Source organism: Sphingobium sp. BHU LFT2 (genome assembly GCF_018604485.1).
Classification (GTDB): domain Bacteria; phylum Pseudomonadota; class Alphaproteobacteria; order Sphingomonadales; family Sphingomonadaceae; genus Sphingobium; species Sphingobium yanoikuyae_A.
In genome coordinates, this window is sequence record NZ_JAFCGW010000003.1 from 33,072 (window position 1) to 52,625 (window position 19,554).

Below are 19,554 nucleotides of genomic sequence, written 5' to 3' on the forward strand. Positions count from 1 at the left end.
GGATGGCCGCGCCACTGGATTGCCGCCCATCATGCCCTAAATAGCGACAAATGCCCCCAGCCACGCCCGATTCCACGCCCCTTCCGCCCGCCTGGGCCACGCTGCGGCGCTTCATTCCCTATCTCTGGCCGGCCGATGCGCCGGCGCTGCGCCGCCGTGTCGCGGTGGCGCTGGGGCTGGTCGCGCTGGCCAAGGTCGTCACCCTCGCCATGCCCTTCGCCTATAAGGGCGCGATCGACCGGATGGCACCGGGGCTGGAGCCGGCCGCTGGTCTCGCCATGGCGCTGGTCGTCGCCTATGCCGGCGCGCGCTTTGGCGGCGTGTTGTTCGACAATCTGCGCAATGCCATTTTCGAGAAGGTCGGACAGGAAGCCGGCCGGCGCCTGGCCGACGATGTCTTCGTCCATCTCCACCGCCTGTCGTTGCGCTTCCATCTCGACCGGCGCACCGGCGCCGTCACCAAGATCGTCGAGCGCGGCACCAAGAGTATCGACACGATGCTCTATTTCCTGCTGTTCAACATCGCGCCGACGGTGCTCGAACTGCTCGCCGTCTGCGCCATCTTCCTGGTGAAGTTCGGCCCCGGCCTGGTCGCCGCGACGCTGGTCATGGTCGCCCTCTATATCTGGTTCACGCGGCTGGTCACCGAATGGCGCAACCAGCTGCGCCGCGACATGGTGGACATGGACACCAGCGCCGTCGCCCATGCCGTCGACAGCCTGCTGAATTTCGAGACGGTCAAATATTTCGGCGCGGAGGAGCGCGAGGCGCGGCGCTACGGCACCGCCATGCGCCGCTATGCCAAGGCGGCGGTGAAGTCGGAAAACAGCCTCGCCTGGCTCAATATCGGCCAGTCGCTGATCACCAACCTGATGATGGGCGGGGCGATGGCCTATACCGTCTGGGGCTGGAGCCGGGGGCAATTCTCGACCGGTGACGTGGTGCTGGTGAACACGCTCCTGTCACAGCTGTTCCGCCCGCTCGACCTGCTCGGCATGGTCTATCGCACCATCCGCCAGGGCCTGATCGACATGGAGGCGATGTACAAGCTGATCGATACCGAGACGGAGGTGGCGGACGCCCCCGGCGCCCCGGCGCTGCAGGTGGCGGGCGGCGCCGTCCGCTTCGACAATGTCCGCTTCGGCTATGATCCCGAACGCGAGATCCTCCATGGCGTCAGCTTTGCGGTGCCGGCGGGCAAGACGCTGGCCATCGTCGGTCCCTCGGGCGCGGGCAAGTCGACCATCGCCCGCATCCTGTTCCGCTTCTACGATATCCAGGGCGGCACTGTGTCGATCGACGGGCAGGACATATCCGCCGTGACGCAGGCATCGCTGCGCGCCGCGATCGGCATCGTGCCGCAGGACATGGTGTTGTTCAACGACACGGTCGGCTATAATATCGGCTATGGCCGCGAAGGCGCAAACCAGGCGGAGATCGAGGCGGCGGCCAAGGCGGCATCGATCCATGATTTCATCATGAGCCTGCCCCAGGGCTATGACACCCGCGTCGGCGAGCGTGGCCTCAAGCTGTCGGGCGGCGAGAAACAGCGCGTCGCCATCGCCCGCACCCTGCTGAAAGACCCGCCGCTACTGGTGCTGGACGAGGCCACCAGCGCGCTCGACAGTCGCACCGAGACCGAGATCCAGACCGTGCTGCGCGACATCAGCCGCAAGCGCACGACATTGGTGGTGGCCCATCGCCTGTCGACCGTGGTCGATGCCGACGAGATCATCGTGCTGGACGCCGGCCGCATCGTCGAGCGGGGCCGCCATGCCGATCTGGTCCGCGCCGACGGTCTCTACGCCACCATGTGGGCGCGCCAGGCGACCGAACGCGACGACATGCCCGAGGAGCCGGGGATCGAGGACATGTTCGAGGTCGCCCCGCAATAAATGGTCAGCGCTCGCTGATCTGCGCCAGCGGATCGAGCCGGGCCTGCCAGCCCAGCCGGTCCAGTTCGGGCGTGTCGGCGACCGTCTCGGGATGGCCCAAGCACAGCAGGGCGGCGAAGGTCCAGTCGTCGGGCACTGCCAGCGTCCGCGTGACAAAGGCGGGATCGAGGATCGATACCCAGCCGAGCGCCAGCCCACGCGCCCGCGCGGCCAGCCACAGCGTGTGGATCGCCAGCACCACCGAATGGAGCCGGGTCTGCGGCATGGTCGCAGCGCCCAGCCCCGCGCCGGCCGATGTCGCATCATCGCAGAAGACGGCGATGATCTCCGGCGCCTCGCCCAGCCCGTGCAGCTTCAGCGCGCGATAGGCATCATGTCGGGTCGCGTCGGCGATCTGGCTGGTGGCCCGCTCCCGCTCGGCATCGACATGATCGGCCAGTGTCGCGCGCAGCGCCGGCGTCCTTACCCGGACGAAGCGCCAAGGCTGGCTGTTGCCGACCGAGGGCGCCAGTTGCGCCAGCGTCAGCAGTTCCAGCACCATCGCCTCGTCCAGCGGATCGGTGCGGAAATGGCGCACATCGCGGCGCCAGGTGAGCAACTCCGTCAGCGTCGCGCAGAAATCGGGATTAAAGGCCTGCATCAATATTCGATGCCGGCCTGCGCCTTCACCCCGCTGCGGAAGGGATGCTTGATCATGGTCATCTCGGTGACCAGGTCGGCCGCCTCGATCAGCGCCTCGGGCGCGTTGCGGCCGGTGACGACGACATGTTTCATCGCGTCCTTGCCGGTCAACACCGCCAGCACCTCGTCCAGCGGCAGATAGTCGTAGCGTAGCACGATGTTGAGTTCATCGGCCAACACCAGGGCATAGTCGGGGTCGGCGACCATGCGCTTCACCTCGTCCCACGCCTCACGGGCGAGCGCGATGTCGCGGTTGCGATCCTGGGTGTTCCAGGTGAAGCCCTCGCCCATCGGCTTGAACTCGACCTGTTCGGGAAAGGCATCGAACACCGCCTTCTCGCCGGTGGTCATCGCGCCCTTGACGAACTGAACCACGCCGACCTTGCGGCCATGACCGATCATGCGCACGACCATGCCCAGCGCCGCCGTGGTCTTGCCCTTGCCCTTGCCGGTATGGACGATCAGCAGGCCCTTTTCCTGGGTCTTGGTCGCCATGATCTTGTCATGGGCGGCCTGCTTCTTCTTCATCTTTTCCGCATGCTGTTCGTCGGTGCGTTCGACCATCATCACTCTCCTGCAAGCTGGGCGAGCAGCATGCCCGCGCTGTTCGATCTGGGTTTCCACAGGCCGCGTTCTAGCGCCTCGGCCAGCCGGGCGGCGGTCTCGCGCAGGGCGGCGGGATTGGCGTCGGCCATGAAGGCGCGCACGGCCTCATCCTCGATGAAGGCAGCATGGACGGCGTCGAAATGATGGTCGCGCACCGCATGGGTGGTGGCGGCGAAGGCGAAGAGATAGTCGACCGAGGCGGCGATCTCGAACGCACCCTTATAGCCATGACGCATGACGCCGGCGATCCATTTGGGGTTGGTGACGCGGGCGCGGACGATGCGGCCGATCTCATCCTCCAGCGTGCGGATCACCGGCCGCTCCGGGCGGCTATGGTCATTATGATAGCTGAGCGGCTTGGCACCTTTAAGATGCTCGATGGCGGCGGCGATGCCCCCTTCGAACTGATAATAATCGTCGCTGTCGAGCAGGTCATGCTCGCGATTATCCTGGTTCTGGACGACCGCATCGGCCTGGGCCAGACGGGTGGCGAACAGGCTGCGTTCGCTGTCGCCCTCCACCCCCGCGCCATAGGCATAGCCGCCCCAGTCGAGATAGACGTCCGCCAGGTCGGCGCGGCTGTGCCAGATTTTTTCGTCGATCATCGCCTGGAGCCCCGCGCCATAGGCGCCGGGCTTCGATCCGAACACGCGGGCACCGGCGCGGCGCGCGGCGTCGGCGGCATCGGCACCATCCGCCACCAGCGCGGCCTGCTCGGCGCGATGCCGGGCGGCGGCGGGATTATCCTCGTCCGGCTCGTCGAGCGCCATCACCGCGCGGGCGGCGCTGTCGATAAGGTCGATCTGTTCGGGGAAAGCGTCGCGGAAGAAGCCGGAGACGCGCAATGTCACGTCGACGCGCGGCCGGCCCAGCTCGGCCAGGGTCATCATCTCGAAGCCGACGACCCGCCCCGAACTCCATTCCCAGCGCGGTCGCACCCCCATCAGCGCCAGCGCCTGCGCAATATCATCGCCGCCGGTGCGCATGTTCGCCGTACCCCAGGCGGACAGGGCGATGGCGCGGGGATAGTCGCCCTCGCGCTGGAGATAATCGTCGACCAGCAATTGCGCCGATCGCTGGCCCAGATCCCAGGCCACAGCGGTCGGCACGGCGCGGGTATCGACCGAGAAGAAATTACGCCCGGTCGGCAGCACGTCGGGCCGGCCGCGCGTCGGCGCGCCCGATGGTCCGGGCAGCACGAACCGTCCGTCGAGCCCGGCCAGCAGGGCCGCCGCCTCGCGCGGACCACAGGCGTCGACGCGCGGCGCCAGATCATCGGCGATCGCCGCCAGCACGGCGGTGCTGGCCGGGCCGACCGGCGCCGCGCCGTCGACCAGCGCCGCCGCCAGCAGTTCCAGCCGCTCGACCATGTCGCCATGGGTGCGCCAAGGGTCTGTGGATAAGTCCGCCAGCGCCGCTGGACGCGGCCCATGCCATGGCGCGCCCAGCACGCAATCGAGCGGATCGAAGCCGAGCCTCAGATCATCGGCCAGCGCGCGCAGCAAGGACGCCTGCCCCGGATGATCGAGCCCGCGCGGCGTGCGCGCCAGCGCGACCAGCAGGTCGCGGCGCAGCCGCCCCTGCGGCGAGGCGGTGAAGACATGCAGCCCGTCGCGGATCTGCAATTCCTTCAGCTCGCACAGATAATTGTCGATCGCGGCGAGCGCGTCGTCATCGTCGCCGGCGGCGCCCGCATCCTTGTCCAGCCCCTGGCTGCGGGCGAGGTCGATGATATCGCGGCGCAGCCGGTCGAGCCGGCGCGGGTCCATGCCGGCGGCAAGATAATATTCGTCCACCAGGGCCTCGAGCTGCTTGAGCGGCCCATAGCTTTCCGCCCGCGTCAGCGGCGGGGTCAGATGGTCGAGGATCACGGCGCCGATGCGGCGCTTGGCCTGCGTCCCCTCGCCCGGATCATTGACGATGAAGGGATAAAGCTGCGGCACCGGCCCGGCGCAGATTTCGGGGAAGCAATCGGCCGAGAGCGACACCGCCTTGCCCGGCAGCCATTCCAGATTGCCATGCTTGCCGACATGGACCAGCGCCTGCGCGCCGAAATCCTGCGCCAGCCAGACATGGAAGGCGAAATAGGCGTGCGGCGGCGGCAGCGCCGGGTCATGATAGCTGCTCTTGGGATCGATATTGTAACCGCGCGCCGGCTGCACCGCGATCGCGACATGGCCGAAACGATGGACCGCAAGTCGAAAGGCGCCGTCGCGCACGAAGGGGTCGGCCTCGGGCGTCCCCCAGCGATCGACCATGGCGTCCCGCGCGCTGGCCGGCAGAGCGGCCAAGGCAGCGCGATAGATATCGAGCGACAGGCTGGCCTCGCCCGGCCGATCCAGCGACGCCCGGTCATTGGTGACGCCGCCGGTCATCAGCCGCATCAGCGCCGCGCCATCGCGCGGGGCGTCCCCGATCGCATAGCCGGCCTCACCCAGCCGGCACAGGATCGCGGCGGCGCTGGCCGGCGTGTCGAGACCCACGCCATTGCCGATCCGCCCATCGCGATTGGGATAATTGGCCAGCACCAGCGCGACCCGGCGCTGCGCCGGCGCGGCGCGGCGCAGCGCCGCCCAGTTGCGCGCCAGATCGGCGACGAAGGCGACCCGGTCGGGTGCCACGCGCGGCACGACGATGCCGCACTGGGTGCGTTCATCGAACCGCTCGGCGGCCTTGAAGGCGACGGCGCGGGTGAAGAGGCGGCCGTCCACTTCGGGCAGGGCGACATTCATCGCCAGGTCGCGCGGGCCAAGGCCACGGGCGGACCCGCGCCAGCTGCCTTCCTCGACCCCGGCAAAGGCGGTCTGCAGGATCGGACAGTCGGCCTGTTCCAAGATGCCGGGCACGCGCGGTTCGGACGAAGAGGAGGCGGCGAAGCTGGTCGCATTGACGATGATGTCGGGCGTGATGTCGGCCAGCAGCCCGCCGAGCCAGTCGCGCACGAACGGCTCGCGCAGCGCGCGGACATGCACGGCGGCGACATTGAAGCCGCGCGCGCCAAGGGCCGCGACCATCGCATCGACCGCGCTCAGCGTGCCGGCGACCACCAGCGCGCGATAGAAGATCAGCAGCGCCACCGGCCGCCCCTCGACCCAGGTCGCGCGCAGTTCCGCCACGCCGGGCCGGTCATGGCCGGGCAGATAGAGGCCCGCGTCGGCAATCGGCAGCGGATGGTCTGGCTCGCCCGCATCCGCGCCGGTCAGCCGGGCGGCGCAGCGCAGGAAGGACAGCGCATTGGCGGTGCCGCCCTGGCGCAGATAGTCGCGCAGCTGCTCGCGCATCGCCGCCGGCACGGTGGAAGCCAGATCCAGCGCGGGATCGCCCTCGCGCCCGTCGGCGATCGCGGCGAAGGCGATGCCCCTTTCGCGCGCGACCTGTGCAATCTCGTCCACGCCATAGGGCCAATAGCTCTTGCCGCCGAGCAGGATGACGCAGACGAACCGCGCCTTGGCGATCACCTTCTCGACATAGAGATCGACCGAATAGGGATGTTTGAGCTGCAGCAGATTAGCCAGCCGCACGCTCGGCGCATCATCGGGCAGGCGCGCGGCGGCGGCGGCGAAACAGGCCAGATCGCTGTCCGCCACGGTCAGGATGACGATGTCGCCGGGCGGCTGGTCTAGGTCGATCGCCTCCTCGCCGTCGCTGATCGTTCCCGGCGTGGCGGACAGGAGATGCATCAGCCGAGCACGGCCTGGATGTCGGCCTCGATAGCGGCGCGGTCCAGCCCCTTCTGGCCGATCACCACCAGCTGGGTGCGGCGCGCCTCCCCCGCCTGCCAGGGGCGGTCGAAGAAATGCTGGATGCGCGGGCCGACCGCCTGCACGACGAGGCGCATCGGTTTGCCCGCGACCGCGACCATGCCCTTGACGCGCAGCACGTCGTGGGTGGCGATCAGCGCGGACAGCGCCTGCACCAGCGTGTCGGGATCGGCAACCGCATCGCCACTGACGACGAAGCTGTCGAAATCATCATGGTCATGATCCTCGCCCTCCGCCTCATGGTGCGAGGGCCGGGCGTCGAGATCATCCTCCGCCGCCGCGACGATGCCCAGCAGCGCGCCGATATCGACCGCACCATGGGCGGCGCGGACGATCTTTACGCCGGGCCGCGTCTCGGCATCGACCTGCGCCTCGACCGCGGCCAGCGTGTCGGCATCGACCAGGTCGCTCTTGTTCAGCACCACCATATCGGCACAGGCGAGCTGATCCTCGAACAATTCCTCCAGCGGGCTGTCATGGTCCAGATTGGGATCGGCGGCACGCGCGGCGGCCAGCGCCGCCTCGTCGGTGGCAAAGCGACCGGCAGCGACCGCATCGGCGTCGATCAGCGCGACCACCCCGTCCACCGTGGCGCGGGTGCGGATGTCGGGCCACTGGAAGGCCTTGACCAGCGGCTTGGGCAGGGCCAGCCCCGACGTCTCGATGATGATATGGTCGGGCGGGCTCGGCCGGTCGAGCAGCGCGGTCATGGTCGGCAGGAAATCGTCGGCCACGGTGCAACAGATGCAGCCATTGGCCAGCTCGACAATATCCTCTTCCGGGCAGGCGGCGTCGTTGCAGCCCTTCACCAGTTCGCCGTCGACGCCGACATCGCCAAATTCGTTGATGATGAGGGCGAGCCGGCGCCCCTTCGCATTTTCCAGCAGATGGCGGATCAGCGTGGTCTTGCCCGCGCCCAGGAAGCCGGTGATGACGGTGGTCGGAATCTTGGCAGATGCAGTGTTGGCCATGACAAATACTCGCGCGCCGGAGCAACCGGGGCGGGAGCGAACCGGGCGCGCACGCACGGCCGGCCGGCATCGCGGACGGGCGCTTGTTCGCCCGCAGATGCGTGACCGCGCGGCTCCAGCCGCCAACCTGTCGCTCAGACGGAACACCGTGCCCCGGCCATCCCCTGGACCAAAGCAAGAGCGACCTAAACGCCGGCAGGTCTCCTGGCTTGCGGGTCATAGCGGGAGGAACGGCCTTCCCAGGCCTCGCAGGATTTAGCGTCCGGCCCAGTGGCTGCCCTCCCGGCTGGGGAGGGCGCTGTTCATCACGCTCGCCGCTCACAGTTGCAGGGACAGCTGCGGATTTGGACGCCATGGCATCCGCACCGCCTTCCCATTTTAAGCCCCCGTGGGGGCACCGGCGCGATCATGTCGGGACGATGCGAAGCGCCGTCCCTGGGCCGGTTCCTAGTCGCTTTGGGCAGCGGTGACAATCCAGCCAGCGGCGATGGCGAGTGGCCAGGGCGTAAGGCGCTGACCGACGCACGGCCCGCCGACGCAGACACCATCGTCGCGGCGGAAAATGGCGCCGTGCCAGCTACAGCGGATATGGCTGCCATCCGGGGTCAGATAATCGTCCAGCTGCTGCGCCAGCGGCAGGCCGGCATGGGGGCATTGGTCGACAAAGCCGGCGACATGATCGCCGGTGCGCACGGCAAAGCCATGGAAGCGGCCGGCCCGCATCTGCAGCACGAAATTGCGCGCCTTGCCGTCGGCGAACTGCTCGATCGGGCAAAGGCGCACGCCCGCCGGCGTCGCGAACAGGCGCGTGTCGGCGTCGCTCATGCGTCGGCGTCGGGCTGGCGATCGGGGTGCGCGGCGGCAAAGGCGGGGAGCGCGCATGCCGCCGCGTCCACGGCGCACAGCCGCGGAAAGGGCGTCAGGTCGACGCCGAAGCGCCGGGCATTGTAGAGCTGGGGCACGATATGGCAGTCGGCGAAACTCGGGCTGTCGCCAAAGGCATGGGTGCCGCCGTGACGGGCGACCAGTGTTTCGAGCGCGGCCAGCCCTTCGCCAGTCCAGCGGCCGATCCAGGCGCGGACCTGATTCTCGCTGGCACCAAAATCCTGCCGCAGCGCCTGCAACACGCGCAGATTGCCGAGCGGATGGATATCGCAGGCGATGATGCCGGCCATGGCACGGACGATCGCGGCATCGCCGGGGTCGGCGGGCAGCAAAGGCGGCTGCGGCCAGCGCGCCTCGATCCATTCCAGGATCGCGCCGCTCTGCGTCAGCACGCTGTCGCCATCGACCAGTGCGGGCACCAGCCCCTGCGGCGCCAGCGCCTGATAGTCGGGTGCCCGCTGCGCACCGCTGCGCAGGTCATGGGCGACCTGCGCATAGTCGACACCCTTCAGGGCCAGCGCGATCCGCACGCGATAGCTCGCGCTCGACCGCCAATAGCCATGAAGGGTGAGGTCGCTCATCGCGCCGGCACGATCATCGCGCGGCATTCGCCAAAGCCGATCGACACATGGCCGGGGGCGGACGCGGTGGCGCGTAATGTCACCTCGTCGCCATCCTCCAGGAAGCAGCGCGTCTCGCCCGATGGCAGGCTGATCGGCTCGCGGCCGCCACTGCTGATCTCCATCAGGCTGCCATAGCCGTCGCGCGTCGGAGCGGAAATGGTGCCGCTGCCCAGCAAGTCGCCGGGCATCAGGTTGCAGCCATTGGACGCATGATGGGTGACGATCTGGCTGACGGTCCAGTACATGTTGCTCGCCGGCCCCTGGCTCAGCCGCATCGGTGGCTGGCCCGCGTCGCGCATCGCCTGGGTGGAGAGATAGACTTCCAGCGTCAGCGCCAGCGCGCCATGGGCCTGGTCGTCGGCATCACTGAGGTAAGGCAGCGGCGCGGGATCGCCCTGCGGCCGGGGCGGCTGGGCGATGCGGAACGGCGCCAGCGCCTCGGGCGTCACCACCCAGGGTGAAATGGTCGAATGGAAATTCTTGGCGAGGAAAGGCCCCAGCGGCTGATATTCCCACGCCTGGAAGTCGCGCGCCGACCAGTCGTTGAGCAGGCAGAAGCCGGCGACATGATCGGCCGCCTCGCTGATGGGGATCGGGCTTCCCAGATCATTGCCGGCGCCGATCCACACGCCCAGTTCCAGCTCATAGTCGAGCCGGGCGGTCGGGCCGACCACCGGCACATCGACCTCGGGCGGCTTGCGCTGGCCGCGCGGGCGGACCAGCGGCGCGCCCGACGGGCGGATCGAGGATGCCCGGCCATGATAGCCGATCGGCACATATTTATAATTGGGCAGCAGCGGATTGTCGGGCCGGAACTGGCGGCCGATATTGTTGGCGTGATGGATGCCGACATAGAAGTCGCTATAGTCGCCGATCCGCGCCGGCAGATGCAGCATGCAGTCCGCCGCCCGGTGCAGCAGCGGCTCGACCGCCGGGCGATGGGCGGGGTCCGACAACAGCGCGCTGATCCGGCGGCGCAGGGCGACCCGCTCCGCCACCGGCAGCGCCATCAGGCCATTGAGCTGGTCTTCCAGCAGCGGTGCGCAATCGATCAGCCCGGCGCCGACACAGGCGGCCAGGTCCAATATCGCATCGCCGATCGCGACACCCGCGCGCGGCGGTCCGCCGGCGGGCGAGAACAGGCCATAGGGCAGATTCTGGATCGGGAAGTCGCCATGATCCTGCGCGCTCGCAACCCAGCTGGTGCGGGCGGGATCATGGGTTTCGTCGGTTTGCCAATAGCTCATGGGGTCTCGTTCATCAGGGGAAGCTGGGCCTTGCGAAAGCCGGACCAGCATTCATCATAATCGGGTTGCAGTAGCGGGCTTTCCATCGCCCAGCGCGTCGGGCGCAGCACCATCCGGCTTTCGAACATGAAGGCCATGGTATCGGCGATGCGCTGCGGCTGGAGGTCGGCGGCGATCGCCTTGTCATAGCTGGCGCGGTCGGGGCCATGGCCGGCCATGCCATTGTGCAGCGACGCGCCGCCGGGCGCGAAGCCGCCCGCCTTGGCATCATATTCGCCATGGATCAGGCCCATCAGCTCGCTCATTACATTGCGATGGAACCAGGGCGGCCGGAATGTGTCTTCCGCCACCATCCAGCGCGGCGGGAAGATGACGAAATCGATATTGGCGGTGCCCGGCGTCTCGCTGGGCGATGTCAGCACCGTGAAGATCGACGGGTCGGGATGGTCGAAACTGACCGTGTTGATCGTGTTGAAGCGGGTAAGGTCATAGCGCAGCGGCGTCAGATTGCCGTGCCAGGCGACGACGTCGAACGGGCTGTGGTCCAGCATAGTTATCCACAGGCGGCCCATGAACTTCTGTATCAGGGCGAATGGCCGCTCGACATCCTCATAGGCCGCAACCGGCGCCTCGAAATCGCGCGGGTTGGCGAGGCCATTGGCGCCGATCGGTCCCAGATCGGGCAGGCGAAAGGGCGCGCCGTAATTTTCGCAAACATAGCCGCGCGCCGCGCCCTCGGTCAGTTCGACCCGGAAGCGGACGCCACGCGGGATCAGCGCAATCTGCAACGGTGCGACGTCGATGACGCCCAGCTCGGTGACGATGCGCAGCGCGCCCTGCTGCGGCACGATCAGCATCTCGCCATCGGCGCAGACGAAGGCGCGGTCGACCATCGAGGCGGTCGCGGCATAGAGATGCACGGCGCAGCCCTGTCCCGCCGCGACATCGCCATTGCCGGCATAGCTGGTGAGGCCGTCGATGAAATCGACATCATCCGCAGGCAGCGGAAGCGGGTTCCAGCGCAGCCGGTTGGGTGATGGCGGCACCTCGTCGAACGGCGCGCTGCGCAGCAAGGCTGCAGCATCATAGGGCGCGAAGGGCGGATGCGATGCCGCCGGCCGCATGCGATAGAGCCAGCTGCGCCGGTTCTCCGCTCGCGGCGCGGTGAAGGCGGTGCCCGACAATTGCTCGGCATAGAGGCCATAGGGCACGCGCTGGGGTGAATTGCGCCCCACCGGAAGCGCGCCGGCCACCGCCTCGGTCGAAAAATGATTGCCGAAGCCGCTCATCATCCGGGGCGGCGCGTCACTCATCGACGGTGATCACGCCGCGACGGATCTGGTCCAGCTCGATCGATTCATAAAGGGCCTGGAAATTGCCATTGCCAAAGCCTTCATTGCCCTTGCGCTGGATGATCTCGAAGAAGATCGGGCCGAACATCGTCTCGGTAAAGATCTGCAGCAAGATGCCCTCCTCGCCGACATTGCCGTCGATCAGAATGCGGTTGCGCTTCAGTCGTTTCAGATCCTCGCCATGGCCCGGCACGCGCTGGTCGACCAGTTCATAATAGGTCTCGATCGTGTCCTGCAGCCGCACCCCGCGCGCGCGCAGCCGCTCGACCGTGTCATAGATATTGGCGGTGGTCAGCGCGATATGCTGGATGCCCTCGCCATTATAGTCGCGGATGAACTCCTCGATCTGGCTCTTGTCGTCCTGGCTCTCGTTCAGGGGGATGCGGATCGCCTTGTCCGGCGCGATCATCGCCTGGCTGAACAGGCCGGTCGCCTTGCCCTTGATATCGAAATATTTCTGCTCCTCGAAGCCGAAGAGGGTGCGGTAGAATTCGCTCCACACCCGCATCTGGCCACGCTTCACATTGTGGGTCAGATGGTCGAGCAGGTCGAGGCCGACATTGTTGCGCGCCTCCGCTTCCCGCCAGCCGGGATATTCCGCCCAGTCGGCATAGGGATCGCCGCCATCGGGCATGAAATAGAGATAGGATCCGCCAATCCCCTGGATCACCGTGTCATTCTCGTCCGTCGGCTTGCCGCCATGCTCAAGCGCCCAGCGCAGCGCGGCATCGGGATCGGCGACGCGAAAGGCCATGGCGCTGGCCGAGGGGCCATGTTCGCCACGGAACGCCGCGACCCGCCCGGCATCGTCGCGATTGAGCATCAGGTTTATGCGTCCCTGCTTGTAGCGGGTGATATTCTTGGTCGGGTGCCGGTGGGTCGCGGTGAAGCCCAGCTGCTCGAACTGGGCGGCCATCTTCTCGGGCTCGGGCGAGGTGAATTCGACGAATTCGAAGCCGTTGAGGCCCAGCGGGTTGGCGGGATCGATGGTCATGACGGGTTCCTCAGGCAGAAGGCAGGTGCGACGAAAGGCCGGCGACAAAGGCAGGGATGGTGTCGAGCCGCAGCCCGGCGATGTTGATGCGGCCATTGCCGGCCATGTAGATGCCATGGTCGGCGCGCATCGCGGCGACGGCGGCGGCGCTGACCGGCAGCATCGCGAACATGCCGCGCTGGCCGGCAATGGCGGCGAGCTGCCAATGGGCCGCCGCCAGCGCAGCGCGCAGCGCATTGATGCGGGTGCGCATCTGGTCCAGCTCGTCCGTCCATTCGGCGCGCATCGCCGGCCGTTCCAGGATGGTGCGCACGATCGCCGCGCCATGATCGGGCGGCATAGACCAGATGCCGCGCGCCAGCGCGACGATGTTGGAAAAGGCGAGCGTGGTCAGCGCAGCATTCGCCCCCTGCACCCACAGCACGCCCACCCGCTCGCGATAGAGGCCGAAATTCTTGTCGCAGCTATAGGCGACCAGCGCATCGGGCACGGCGGCCAGCATCTGCCGCGTGGCGGCAGCATCCGGCTCCAGCCCGTCGCCCAGACCCTGATAGGCGAGGTCGATGAACGGGATCAGGCCCCGCGCCGCGCACAGATCGGCGATCGCCGCCCATTGATCGGCGCTGAAATCGACGCCGGTCGGATTATGGCAGCAGCCATGGAGCAGCAGCACGTCGCCGGCCTGCGCAGCGGCCAGATCGGCAAGCATCGCGTCGAAATCGACCGCGCCGGCACCATCCAGGAAACGGTGCGAGGCCAGCGTCAGCCCGGCCTCGCGAAAGATCGGCGCATGATTGGGCCAGGTCGGATCGCCGATCCACACGGTGGCACCGGGGCGGGCGCGGGCGATCAGGTCGGCGCCCAGCCGCAGCGCGCCGGTGCCGCCCGGCGTCTGCACCCCGGCGATTCGGTCGGACCCGGCAAGCGGGCCAAAGACGATGGCGGCGAGCAGGTCGACAAAGCCCGTGTCACCCTCCGGCCCGAGATAGGATTTGCTGCCCTGCTCAGCCAGCAGCAGCGCTTCGGCGGCCTTCACCGCGCGCATCACCGGGGTCGCGCCCGCCTCGTCGCGATAGACGCCGACGCCGAGGTCAATCTTGTCGGCGCGCGGATCGGCGCGATACTGCCCGATCAGCCCCAGCAGCGCGTCGGGCGCCTGGCGATCGAGCGCACCGAACAGGGACCGGCCGGGTGCCGGGGCAAGAAGGGTCGTGTCTGTCATAGAACCTCAGTTGCGCGGGCACGGGCATAGGCCTGGGTGCCACGGGTGTAGATGATGTCAGTGTCGGTGATCGCGTCGGTCGCGAAATCGGGCTGCCCCGCCAATTGCGCATAAAGTGGGGCGAAGTCGGTCTCGACCGTCTGGCGCAGCAGATCCTCGAAACTGTCGATGACGAAATAGCTCTGCTGATAATCGTCGATCCGATAGCGGGTGCGCATCAGCCGCTTGAGATCGAAGCCGAGCCGATTGGGCGAGGGATCGTCGAGCGCGAAGACGGATTCGCCATAGGAGGAGACGATGCCCGCACCATAGAGGCGCAGCCCCTCGGGCCGGCGGATCAGGCCGAACTCGACCGTATACCAGTAGAGCCGGGCCAGCCGTTCGATCGCGCCCAGGTCGGCAGCGCGCAGGCCGCCCTCACCATAGGCCTGCATATAGTCGGCGAAGATCGGGTTTGCGAGCAGCGGCACATGGCCGAAGACATCGTGGAAAATGTCCGGCTCCTGCAGATAATCGATCTGCTCGGGCGTGCGGATGAAGCGGCCGGCGACGAAGCGGCGATTGGCCAGATGCTCGAAGAAGACCCGGTCGGGGACGAGGCCGGGCACGGCGACCACCTGCCAGCCGGTCGCCCGCATCAGCCGATCGGACAATTCCTCGAAATTGGGGATGCCGGGGCGGTTGATGCGCAATATATCAAGCCCGGCCATGAACTCGGGCACCACCCGATCAGGCAACATGGCGGACTGACGCGCGAACAGCCTGTCCCACATCGCATGCTCGGCCGGGCTGTAGCGGTCCCACGCCTGCGGGATCGTCAAGTCGGCCCCAGCGCCTGCGGGCGGTTCAAGCTCCTCTACCATCACGCCAATCTCTCACAGAGTGGGCGTAATTGCCTTTCAATCGGGCAGGATTTACAAGGGATTTTGGGTAATCAATTCACCGATCGGCGATATCATGAACAAATCCGTCAATCTCGATGCGCTCGACCGCCGCATCGTCGCAGAGCTTCAGCGCGACGCCTCGCTCAGCAATGCCGACCTCGCCGAACGGGTCGGCAGCACCGCCCCCTCCTGCTGGCGGCGGATCAGGGCGCTGGAGGAGATGGGCGTGCTCAAGGGCGCGGTGCGGCTCGCCGATGCGGAGAAGCTGGGCCATGCCGTCAACATCTTGTGCAGCGTGCGGATGAAGAGCCACACCAGCGAAAGCGTCGACGCCTTCCACGCCTTTGTCGAGGCGCATCCGCAGATCATGGAATGCTATCTGATGTCGGGCGAATGGGATTATCTGATGCGGGTCGTGGCCTCCGACGTCGCCGATTATGAGCATTTCCTGATGCGCAACCTGCTCAAACACCCCTCGGTCGGCGGCGCCTCCTCCCACTTCGCTTTGTCGGTGACGAAATTCACCACCGTGCTGCCGGTGGGGGAAGCGGGACGGTAGGAAGAAAACGGCCGGAGCAATTGCTGCCCCGGCCGCCTTCCGATCTTCAGGCCATCAGCGCCTTGACCGCGTCGGCCACGCGCTCGGGCGAGACGATATAGGCGTCCTCCAGCACCTTGGCGAAGGGCACCGGCGACTTGGGGGCGCCCAGGCGCCGGACCGGGGCCTTGAGCTGACCGAACAGTTCCTCGGCAATGGTCGAGGCGATTTCGCCACCCGGACCGAAGTCACGCACGGCTTCATGCACCACCAGCGCCCGGCCGGTCTTGGCGACCGAAGCCAGCACCGCTTCGCGATCCCAGGGCGATACGGTGCGCAGGTCGACCAGCTCGACCGAAATGCCGGCCTCCGCCAGCGCCGGCAGCGCGGCCTGGCAGCGCAGCAGCTGCGACGACCAGGAGACGATGGTGATGTCGCTGCCTTCCTGTACGATCCGCGCCTTGCCCAGCGGGATCGGGGTCGCGACCTCGTCCACCTCGCCCGGAATGAACAGGCTGCCGGCGGATTCGATGAAGATGCAGGGGTCGGGATCCTGGATGCAGGAGAGCAGCAACCCCTTGTAATCGGCCGGGGTCGAGGGCGCGACCACCTTGATGCCGGCGGTGTGGGCGAACCAGCCTTCCAGATGGTCGGCATGCTGGCCGGCGGTCTGCCAGCCCGCGCCGGTCAGGGTACGGATGGTGATCGGCACCGTACTCTGCCCGCCCGACATGAAGCGCAGCTTGGCCGCATGGTTGAAGATCATGTCCATGGCGACAGTGGTGAAGTTCATCAGCATGATCTCCGCCACCGGCTTGTAGCCGGCCAGCGCCGCGCCGATCGCCGCGCCGATGATCGCCTGTTCCGAGATCGGCGTCGATTTGACGCGATCGTCGCCGAAGCGGGTCGAGAGGCCAGCGGTCGCGCCGGTGACGCCGCCGCCCTCGCGGTCGGCGACATCCTCGCCCAGCACCAGCACCTTGTCATCCTCCGCCATCGCCTGGGCGAGCGCCGAATTGACGGCCTGGAGCGAGTTCATCTTCTTGGCCGTCATGCGGGCATCTCCTGGGCAAACACATCGCGGCGCAGTTCGTCGACCGACGGCAGCGGGCTCGCCAGCCCGAATTCCTGGGCATCCTCGACCTCGGCCTCGATCTTCGCCTGCATCTCGGCCAGCTGATCTTCGGTCGCGTGGCCCTGTGCCACCAGCCATGCCTTGAAGGCGGGCAGCGGATCCTTGGCGATCGCCGCGGCCTTTTCTTCCTTGGTCATATATTTGTCGTCGTCGCCCAGGACGTGGCCCAGGAAGCGGAAGGTCTTGCATTCCAGCAGGGTCGGCCCCTCGCCCTCGCGGGCGCGGGTGATCGCTTCATGCGCAGCGGCGTACATGGCGAGCGGATCATTGCCGTCGACCGTATGGCCGGGCATGCCGTAGCCGATCGCGCGCTTGGCGATGAAGTCGACCGAGGTGCCATTTTCGTAGCGCGTATGTTCGGCAAAGCCGTTATTCTGGCACACGAAGATCACCGGCAGCTTCCACACCGACGCCAGGTTCAGCGCCTCGTGGAAGGCGCCGATGTTGGATGCGCCGTCGCCGAAATAGGCGATCGTCACCCGCTTCGAACCGTCGAGCTTCGCCGCCCAGGCGAGGCCATTGGCGATCGGCATGGAGGAGCCGACGATGCCGGTCGTCACCATCACGCCGGTTTCGGGATGGGTGAGGTGCATCGGTCCACCCTTGCCCTTGCAGGTGCCATCGACCCGGCCGGCAATCTCCGCCCAGAGCGGGCGCAGCGGCATGTCCTTGGCCACCATGTCGTGGATGCCGCGATAGATGGTGCAGATCGTGTCGTCATCGGTCAGCAGCGACGAGATGGTCGCCGGGATCACTTCCTGCCCGCGCGCCGAATAATAGGGCATGACCAGCCGCCCCAGGCGGATGGTCTTGCGGATCGCGTCGTCGTTGCGCTCGATCCGGATCATGCGGCGGTAGATGTCCACCAGCGCTTCCTGGCTCGGCGCCGGGGCGTTGCTCAACTCTGCCATGGGTTCCTCGATGGCTGTGGAATGTGCCCCCTGCATTGGCCGTCGGGCATCGGGGGTCAACTCGCCCCGGCGATATGTGGCCCAGCGCGCGAAAAGGCGCCGAAATGCACCAGTTTTCCGCGCGATTTCGCTCCACCGATATGCGGCCGGCGATGCTTGCAATGCGGTCCGATCGGCCCAAGCTGGCAGCAGGGAGAGCGCGCGATGACGAACATGCTGACCGCCGTCGCCAGGGGCGGCGAAGGGATTGAGGGGATCGCGATCCACAGCGTGCCGATCCCGGTTGCGGGGCCGGGCGAGGCGCTGGTGCGGCTCAAGGCGGCGACGCTCAATTTCCGCGACCTGATCATCGCCCGCGGCATGATGGCGGGGCTCGCCAAGGAACCCGACTATGTCCCCCTGTCCTGCGCCACCGGCGAGGTGGTCGCGGTCGGCGAGGGCGTATCGCGCGTGAAGCCGGGCGACCGGGTCAACCCGATCTTCGCGCTGGGCTGGCTGGAGGGGCGACAGCCAAGCATGGCGATGCTGGGCGGCAGCGCCGACGGCGTCGCGCGCCAATATGCGGTCTTTCCGGCGGACAGCCTGTGCATCGTGCCGGATGCGCTCGGCGATCTGGAGGCGGCGACTTTGACCTGCGCCGGCCTCACTGCCTGGAACGCGCTGTTCCTGCCCCGCCCGATCCAGCGGGGCGAATGGATATTATGCCAGGGCACGGGCGGCGTCTCGATCGCGGCGCTGCAATTCGCCAAGGCGGCCGGGGCCCATGTCGCCATCACCTCCTCCTCCGACGCGAAGCTGGCGCGCGCCCGCGCGCTGGGCGCCGACATCAGCGTCAATTATCGCACCGATCCCGACTGGCCGGCGGCGATCCGCCAGGCGCTGGGCGGGCGCGGTGTCGACATCGTCGTCGATGTGGTCGGCGCCAGCCAGGTGGAAACCGCCGCATCGCTGCTCAACCCCGGCGGGGTGATCGCCGCGATCGGCATGCTGGGGTCCGAGTTCAGCTGGCACCTGGCCGATGTTGGCGGCCATCCGGTCGCCCGCATCTCGGTCGGCAACCGCGCCGAGCATGCGGCGATGCTGGCCTTTTGCGCGCAACATCGCATCAGGCCGGTGGTCGATGCGGTCTATGATCTCACCCGCCTGGCCGATGCCTGCCGCCATCTGGAAAGCGGCCAATTCTTCGGCAAGATCGGGATAAACCTACTCTAAATTCTGGAACGGACGCATGGACAAGAATGAAAAGGCGCGCGAGGCGGCCGAGCGCGTGCTGCAACTGGAGGCCGAGCTGGAAGCGGAGGGCGACGCCCGGACCGGCGGCGACGAACTCGCCCATTCGCGCGCAGTGCTGCACCAATGGGTCGACACGGTGGTCGCGGTCGTGGCCTCGCCGGGGGTCGGCCGGGTGACCCTGATCCACGCCGATGGCGGCCAGACCAAGATCGCCTCGCCCAGCCTGCCCTTCCTGCTCTCGCGTCCGGCCCGGTTCGATGCGCAGGATGAAAATTCTCCGCCCGACGCGGGTTGAAAGCGGCGGGCGGCTTCCTATCTGTGAATAGTCCCGGCCAGCCCCCTCAGGCCGTGACATCTTACCAGGCCCCCGGCGCACTCCCCCCGCGTCGGGGGCAATGGTTTTCCGGGGCTATTCCACTATGTGCCGGCAGTTTCTTGATAGTGGATTGCAGCAGATATAGACTGAAGGCATGTGGAACGTCGTTTGGAGCATCGCTTTTAGCCTCGGGCTCTTCCTTTGGATAAAGTTCGCCTCGGCCATTCTCCCGATCTGGGCATCCATCCCGGTATCGACCCTCCCAATCGTGCTTCTGGGGCTGTGGGTGCGGCGATCGGC

The 19,554-nt window shown here is 67.2% G+C and carries 17 protein-coding genes and 1 riboswitch; of the genes, 4 read left to right on the forward strand and 13 right to left on the reverse strand.

The features are described 5' to 3' along the window. Positions 1-50 precede the first annotated feature (50 nt). Positions 51-1,895: an ABCB family ABC transporter ATP-binding protein/permease gene (locus tag JQK15_RS07490; protein WP_214864608.1), complete on the forward strand. Its 1,845-nt coding sequence runs from the start codon at positions 51-53 to the stop codon at positions 1,893-1,895. Between the two features lie 4 nt (positions 1,896-1,899). Here JQK15_RS07490 and bluB read toward each other — a convergent pair whose 3' ends face one another. The 11 genes from bluB to phhA form a co-directional block, all read right to left on the reverse strand. Next, entirely contained in the window at positions 1,900-2,535 is a 636-nt protein-coding gene (bluB, locus tag JQK15_RS07495; protein WP_214864610.1) for a 5,6-dimethylbenzimidazole synthase, read from the reverse strand. Next, positions 2,535-3,140 carry a cob(I)yrinic acid a,c-diamide adenosyltransferase gene (gene cobO / locus JQK15_RS07500; RefSeq protein ID WP_214865113.1) on the reverse strand — a complete coding sequence of 202 codons (606 nt, stop codon included), beginning with the start codon at positions 3,138-3,140 and terminating at the stop codon, positions 2,535-2,537. Before cobO ends, bluB begins: the two co-directional genes overlap by 1 nt. 2 nt (positions 3,141-3,142) lie before the next feature. Continuing rightward, positions 3,143-6,862 (reverse strand): cobaltochelatase subunit CobN, encoded by a 3,720-nt coding sequence (gene cobN / locus JQK15_RS07505; RefSeq protein WP_214864613.1) that lies wholly within the window; start codon positions 6,860-6,862, stop codon positions 3,143-3,145. Beyond that, a complete protein-coding gene (gene cobW / locus JQK15_RS07510; RefSeq protein WP_214864615.1) occupies positions 6,862-7,914 on the reverse strand; it encodes a cobalamin biosynthesis protein CobW in 1,053 nt (350 codons plus the stop codon). The genes cobN and cobW overlap by 1 nt, the downstream gene beginning before the upstream one ends. Before the next feature lie 177 nt (positions 7,915-8,091). Continuing rightward, a riboswitch (cobalamin riboswitch) is annotated at positions 8,092-8,331 on the reverse strand. Between the two features lie 30 nt (positions 8,332-8,361). Beyond that, positions 8,362-8,739, reverse strand: a complete 378-nt coding sequence (locus tag JQK15_RS07515; RefSeq protein WP_214864617.1) for a Rieske (2Fe-2S) protein — start codon at positions 8,737-8,739, stop codon at positions 8,362-8,364. Further along, entirely contained in the window at positions 8,736-9,380 is a 645-nt protein-coding gene (gene maiA, locus JQK15_RS07520; protein WP_214864619.1) for a maleylacetoacetate isomerase, read from the reverse strand. The genes JQK15_RS07515 and maiA overlap by 4 nt, the downstream gene beginning before the upstream one ends. After that, positions 9,377-10,669, reverse strand: coding sequence for a fumarylacetoacetase (gene fahA / locus JQK15_RS07525; protein ID WP_214864621.1), 1,293 nt, complete (start codon positions 10,667-10,669; stop codon positions 9,377-9,379). Before fahA ends, maiA begins: the two co-directional genes overlap by 4 nt. After that, positions 10,666-11,982: a homogentisate 1,2-dioxygenase gene (hmgA, locus tag JQK15_RS07530; RefSeq protein WP_214864623.1), complete on the reverse strand. Its 1,317-nt coding sequence runs from the start codon at positions 11,980-11,982 to the stop codon at positions 10,666-10,668. The genes fahA and hmgA overlap by 4 nt, the downstream gene beginning before the upstream one ends. Continuing rightward, complete coding sequence (gene hppD, locus JQK15_RS07535; RefSeq protein ID WP_214864625.1) at positions 11,975-13,015, reverse strand: 4-hydroxyphenylpyruvate dioxygenase; 1,041 nt, start codon at positions 13,013-13,015, stop codon at positions 11,975-11,977. The genes hmgA and hppD overlap by 8 nt, the downstream gene beginning before the upstream one ends. A 10-nt stretch (positions 13,016-13,025) precedes the next feature. After that, positions 13,026-14,237: an amino acid aminotransferase gene (locus JQK15_RS07540; RefSeq protein ID WP_285236544.1), complete on the reverse strand. Its 1,212-nt coding sequence runs from the start codon at positions 14,235-14,237 to the stop codon at positions 13,026-13,028. Then, complete coding sequence (gene phhA, locus JQK15_RS07545; protein ID WP_214864627.1) at positions 14,234-15,100, reverse strand: phenylalanine 4-monooxygenase; 867 nt, start codon at positions 15,098-15,100, stop codon at positions 14,234-14,236. The genes JQK15_RS07540 and phhA overlap by 4 nt, the downstream gene beginning before the upstream one ends. Positions 15,101-15,194: 94 nt before the next feature. On the opposite strand from phhA, the gene JQK15_RS07550 reads away from it, so the two are divergent. Then, complete coding sequence (locus tag JQK15_RS07550) at positions 15,195-15,680, forward strand: Lrp/AsnC family transcriptional regulator (RefSeq protein ID WP_004209492.1); 486 nt, start codon at positions 15,195-15,197, stop codon at positions 15,678-15,680. A gap of 46 nt (positions 15,681-15,726) precedes the next feature. Here JQK15_RS07550 and JQK15_RS07555 read toward each other — a convergent pair whose 3' ends face one another. Together JQK15_RS07555 and JQK15_RS07560 are read right to left on the reverse strand one after the other, a co-directional pair. Further along, on the reverse strand, positions 15,727-16,713 hold the full coding sequence (locus JQK15_RS07555) for an alpha-ketoacid dehydrogenase subunit beta (protein WP_214864629.1): 987 nt from the start codon (positions 16,711-16,713) through the stop codon (positions 15,727-15,729). Next, a complete protein-coding gene (locus JQK15_RS07560) occupies positions 16,710-17,705 on the reverse strand; it encodes a thiamine pyrophosphate-dependent dehydrogenase E1 component subunit alpha (RefSeq protein WP_214864631.1) in 996 nt (331 codons plus the stop codon). The genes JQK15_RS07555 and JQK15_RS07560 overlap by 4 nt, the downstream gene beginning before the upstream one ends. 204 nt (positions 17,706-17,909) lie before the next feature. Here JQK15_RS07560 and JQK15_RS07565 point away from each other — a divergent pair, with 204 nt between their 5' ends. Next, positions 17,910-18,917, forward strand: coding sequence for a zinc-dependent alcohol dehydrogenase family protein (locus JQK15_RS07565; RefSeq protein ID WP_214864633.1), 1,008 nt, complete (start codon positions 17,910-17,912; stop codon positions 18,915-18,917). A 16-nt stretch (positions 18,918-18,933) separates the two neighbouring features. Further along, positions 18,934-19,233: a hypothetical protein gene (locus JQK15_RS07570; protein WP_004209488.1), complete on the forward strand. Its 300-nt coding sequence runs from the start codon at positions 18,934-18,936 to the stop codon at positions 19,231-19,233. The last annotated feature ends 321 nt before the right edge of the window (positions 19,234-19,554 follow it).

Excerpts from the sequence above, each read along its gene's own strand:
- JQK15_RS07490 (WP_214864608.1), top strand. The coding sequence starts at position 51 with ATGCCCCCAGCCACGCCCGATTCCACGCCCCTTCCGCCCGCCTGGGCC.
- bluB (WP_214864610.1), bottom strand. The coding sequence starts at position 2,535 with ATGCAGGCCTTTAATCCCGATTTCTGCGCGACGCTGACGGAGTTGCTC.
- cobO (WP_214865113.1), bottom strand. The coding sequence starts at position 3,140 with ATGGTCGAACGCACCGACGAACAGCATGCGGAAAAGATGAAGAAGAAG.
- cobN (WP_214864613.1), bottom strand. The coding sequence starts at position 6,862 with ATGCATCTCCTGTCCGCCACGCCGGGAACGATCAGCGACGGCGAGGAG.
- cobW (WP_214864615.1), bottom strand. The coding sequence starts at position 7,914 with ATGGCCAACACTGCATCTGCCAAGATTCCGACCACCGTCATCACCGGC.
- JQK15_RS07515 (WP_214864617.1), bottom strand. The coding sequence starts at position 8,739 with ATGAGCGACGCCGACACGCGCCTGTTCGCGACGCCGGCGGGCGTGCGC.
- maiA (WP_214864619.1), bottom strand. The coding sequence starts at position 9,380 with ATGAGCGACCTCACCCTTCATGGCTATTGGCGGTCGAGCGCGAGCTAT.
- fahA (WP_214864621.1), bottom strand. The coding sequence starts at position 10,669 with ATGAGCTATTGGCAAACCGACGAAACCCATGATCCCGCCCGCACCAGC.
- hmgA (WP_214864623.1), bottom strand. The coding sequence starts at position 11,982 with ATGAGTGACGCGCCGCCCCGGATGATGAGCGGCTTCGGCAATCATTTT.
- hppD (WP_214864625.1), bottom strand. The coding sequence starts at position 13,015 with ATGACCATCGATCCCGCCAACCCGCTGGGCCTCAACGGCTTCGAATTC.
- JQK15_RS07540 (WP_285236544.1), bottom strand. The coding sequence starts at position 14,237 with ATGACAGACACGACCCTTCTTGCCCCGGCACCCGGCCGGTCCCTGTTC.
- phhA (WP_214864627.1), bottom strand. The coding sequence starts at position 15,100 with ATGGTAGAGGAGCTTGAACCGCCCGCAGGCGCTGGGGCCGACTTGACG.
- JQK15_RS07550 (WP_004209492.1), top strand. The coding sequence starts at position 15,195 with ATGAACAAATCCGTCAATCTCGATGCGCTCGACCGCCGCATCGTCGCA.
- JQK15_RS07555 (WP_214864629.1), bottom strand. The coding sequence starts at position 16,713 with ATGACGGCCAAGAAGATGAACTCGCTCCAGGCCGTCAATTCGGCGCTC.
- JQK15_RS07560 (WP_214864631.1), bottom strand. The coding sequence starts at position 17,705 with ATGGCAGAGTTGAGCAACGCCCCGGCGCCGAGCCAGGAAGCGCTGGTG.
- JQK15_RS07565 (WP_214864633.1), top strand. The coding sequence starts at position 17,910 with ATGACGAACATGCTGACCGCCGTCGCCAGGGGCGGCGAAGGGATTGAG.
- JQK15_RS07570 (WP_004209488.1), top strand. The coding sequence starts at position 18,934 with ATGGACAAGAATGAAAAGGCGCGCGAGGCGGCCGAGCGCGTGCTGCAA.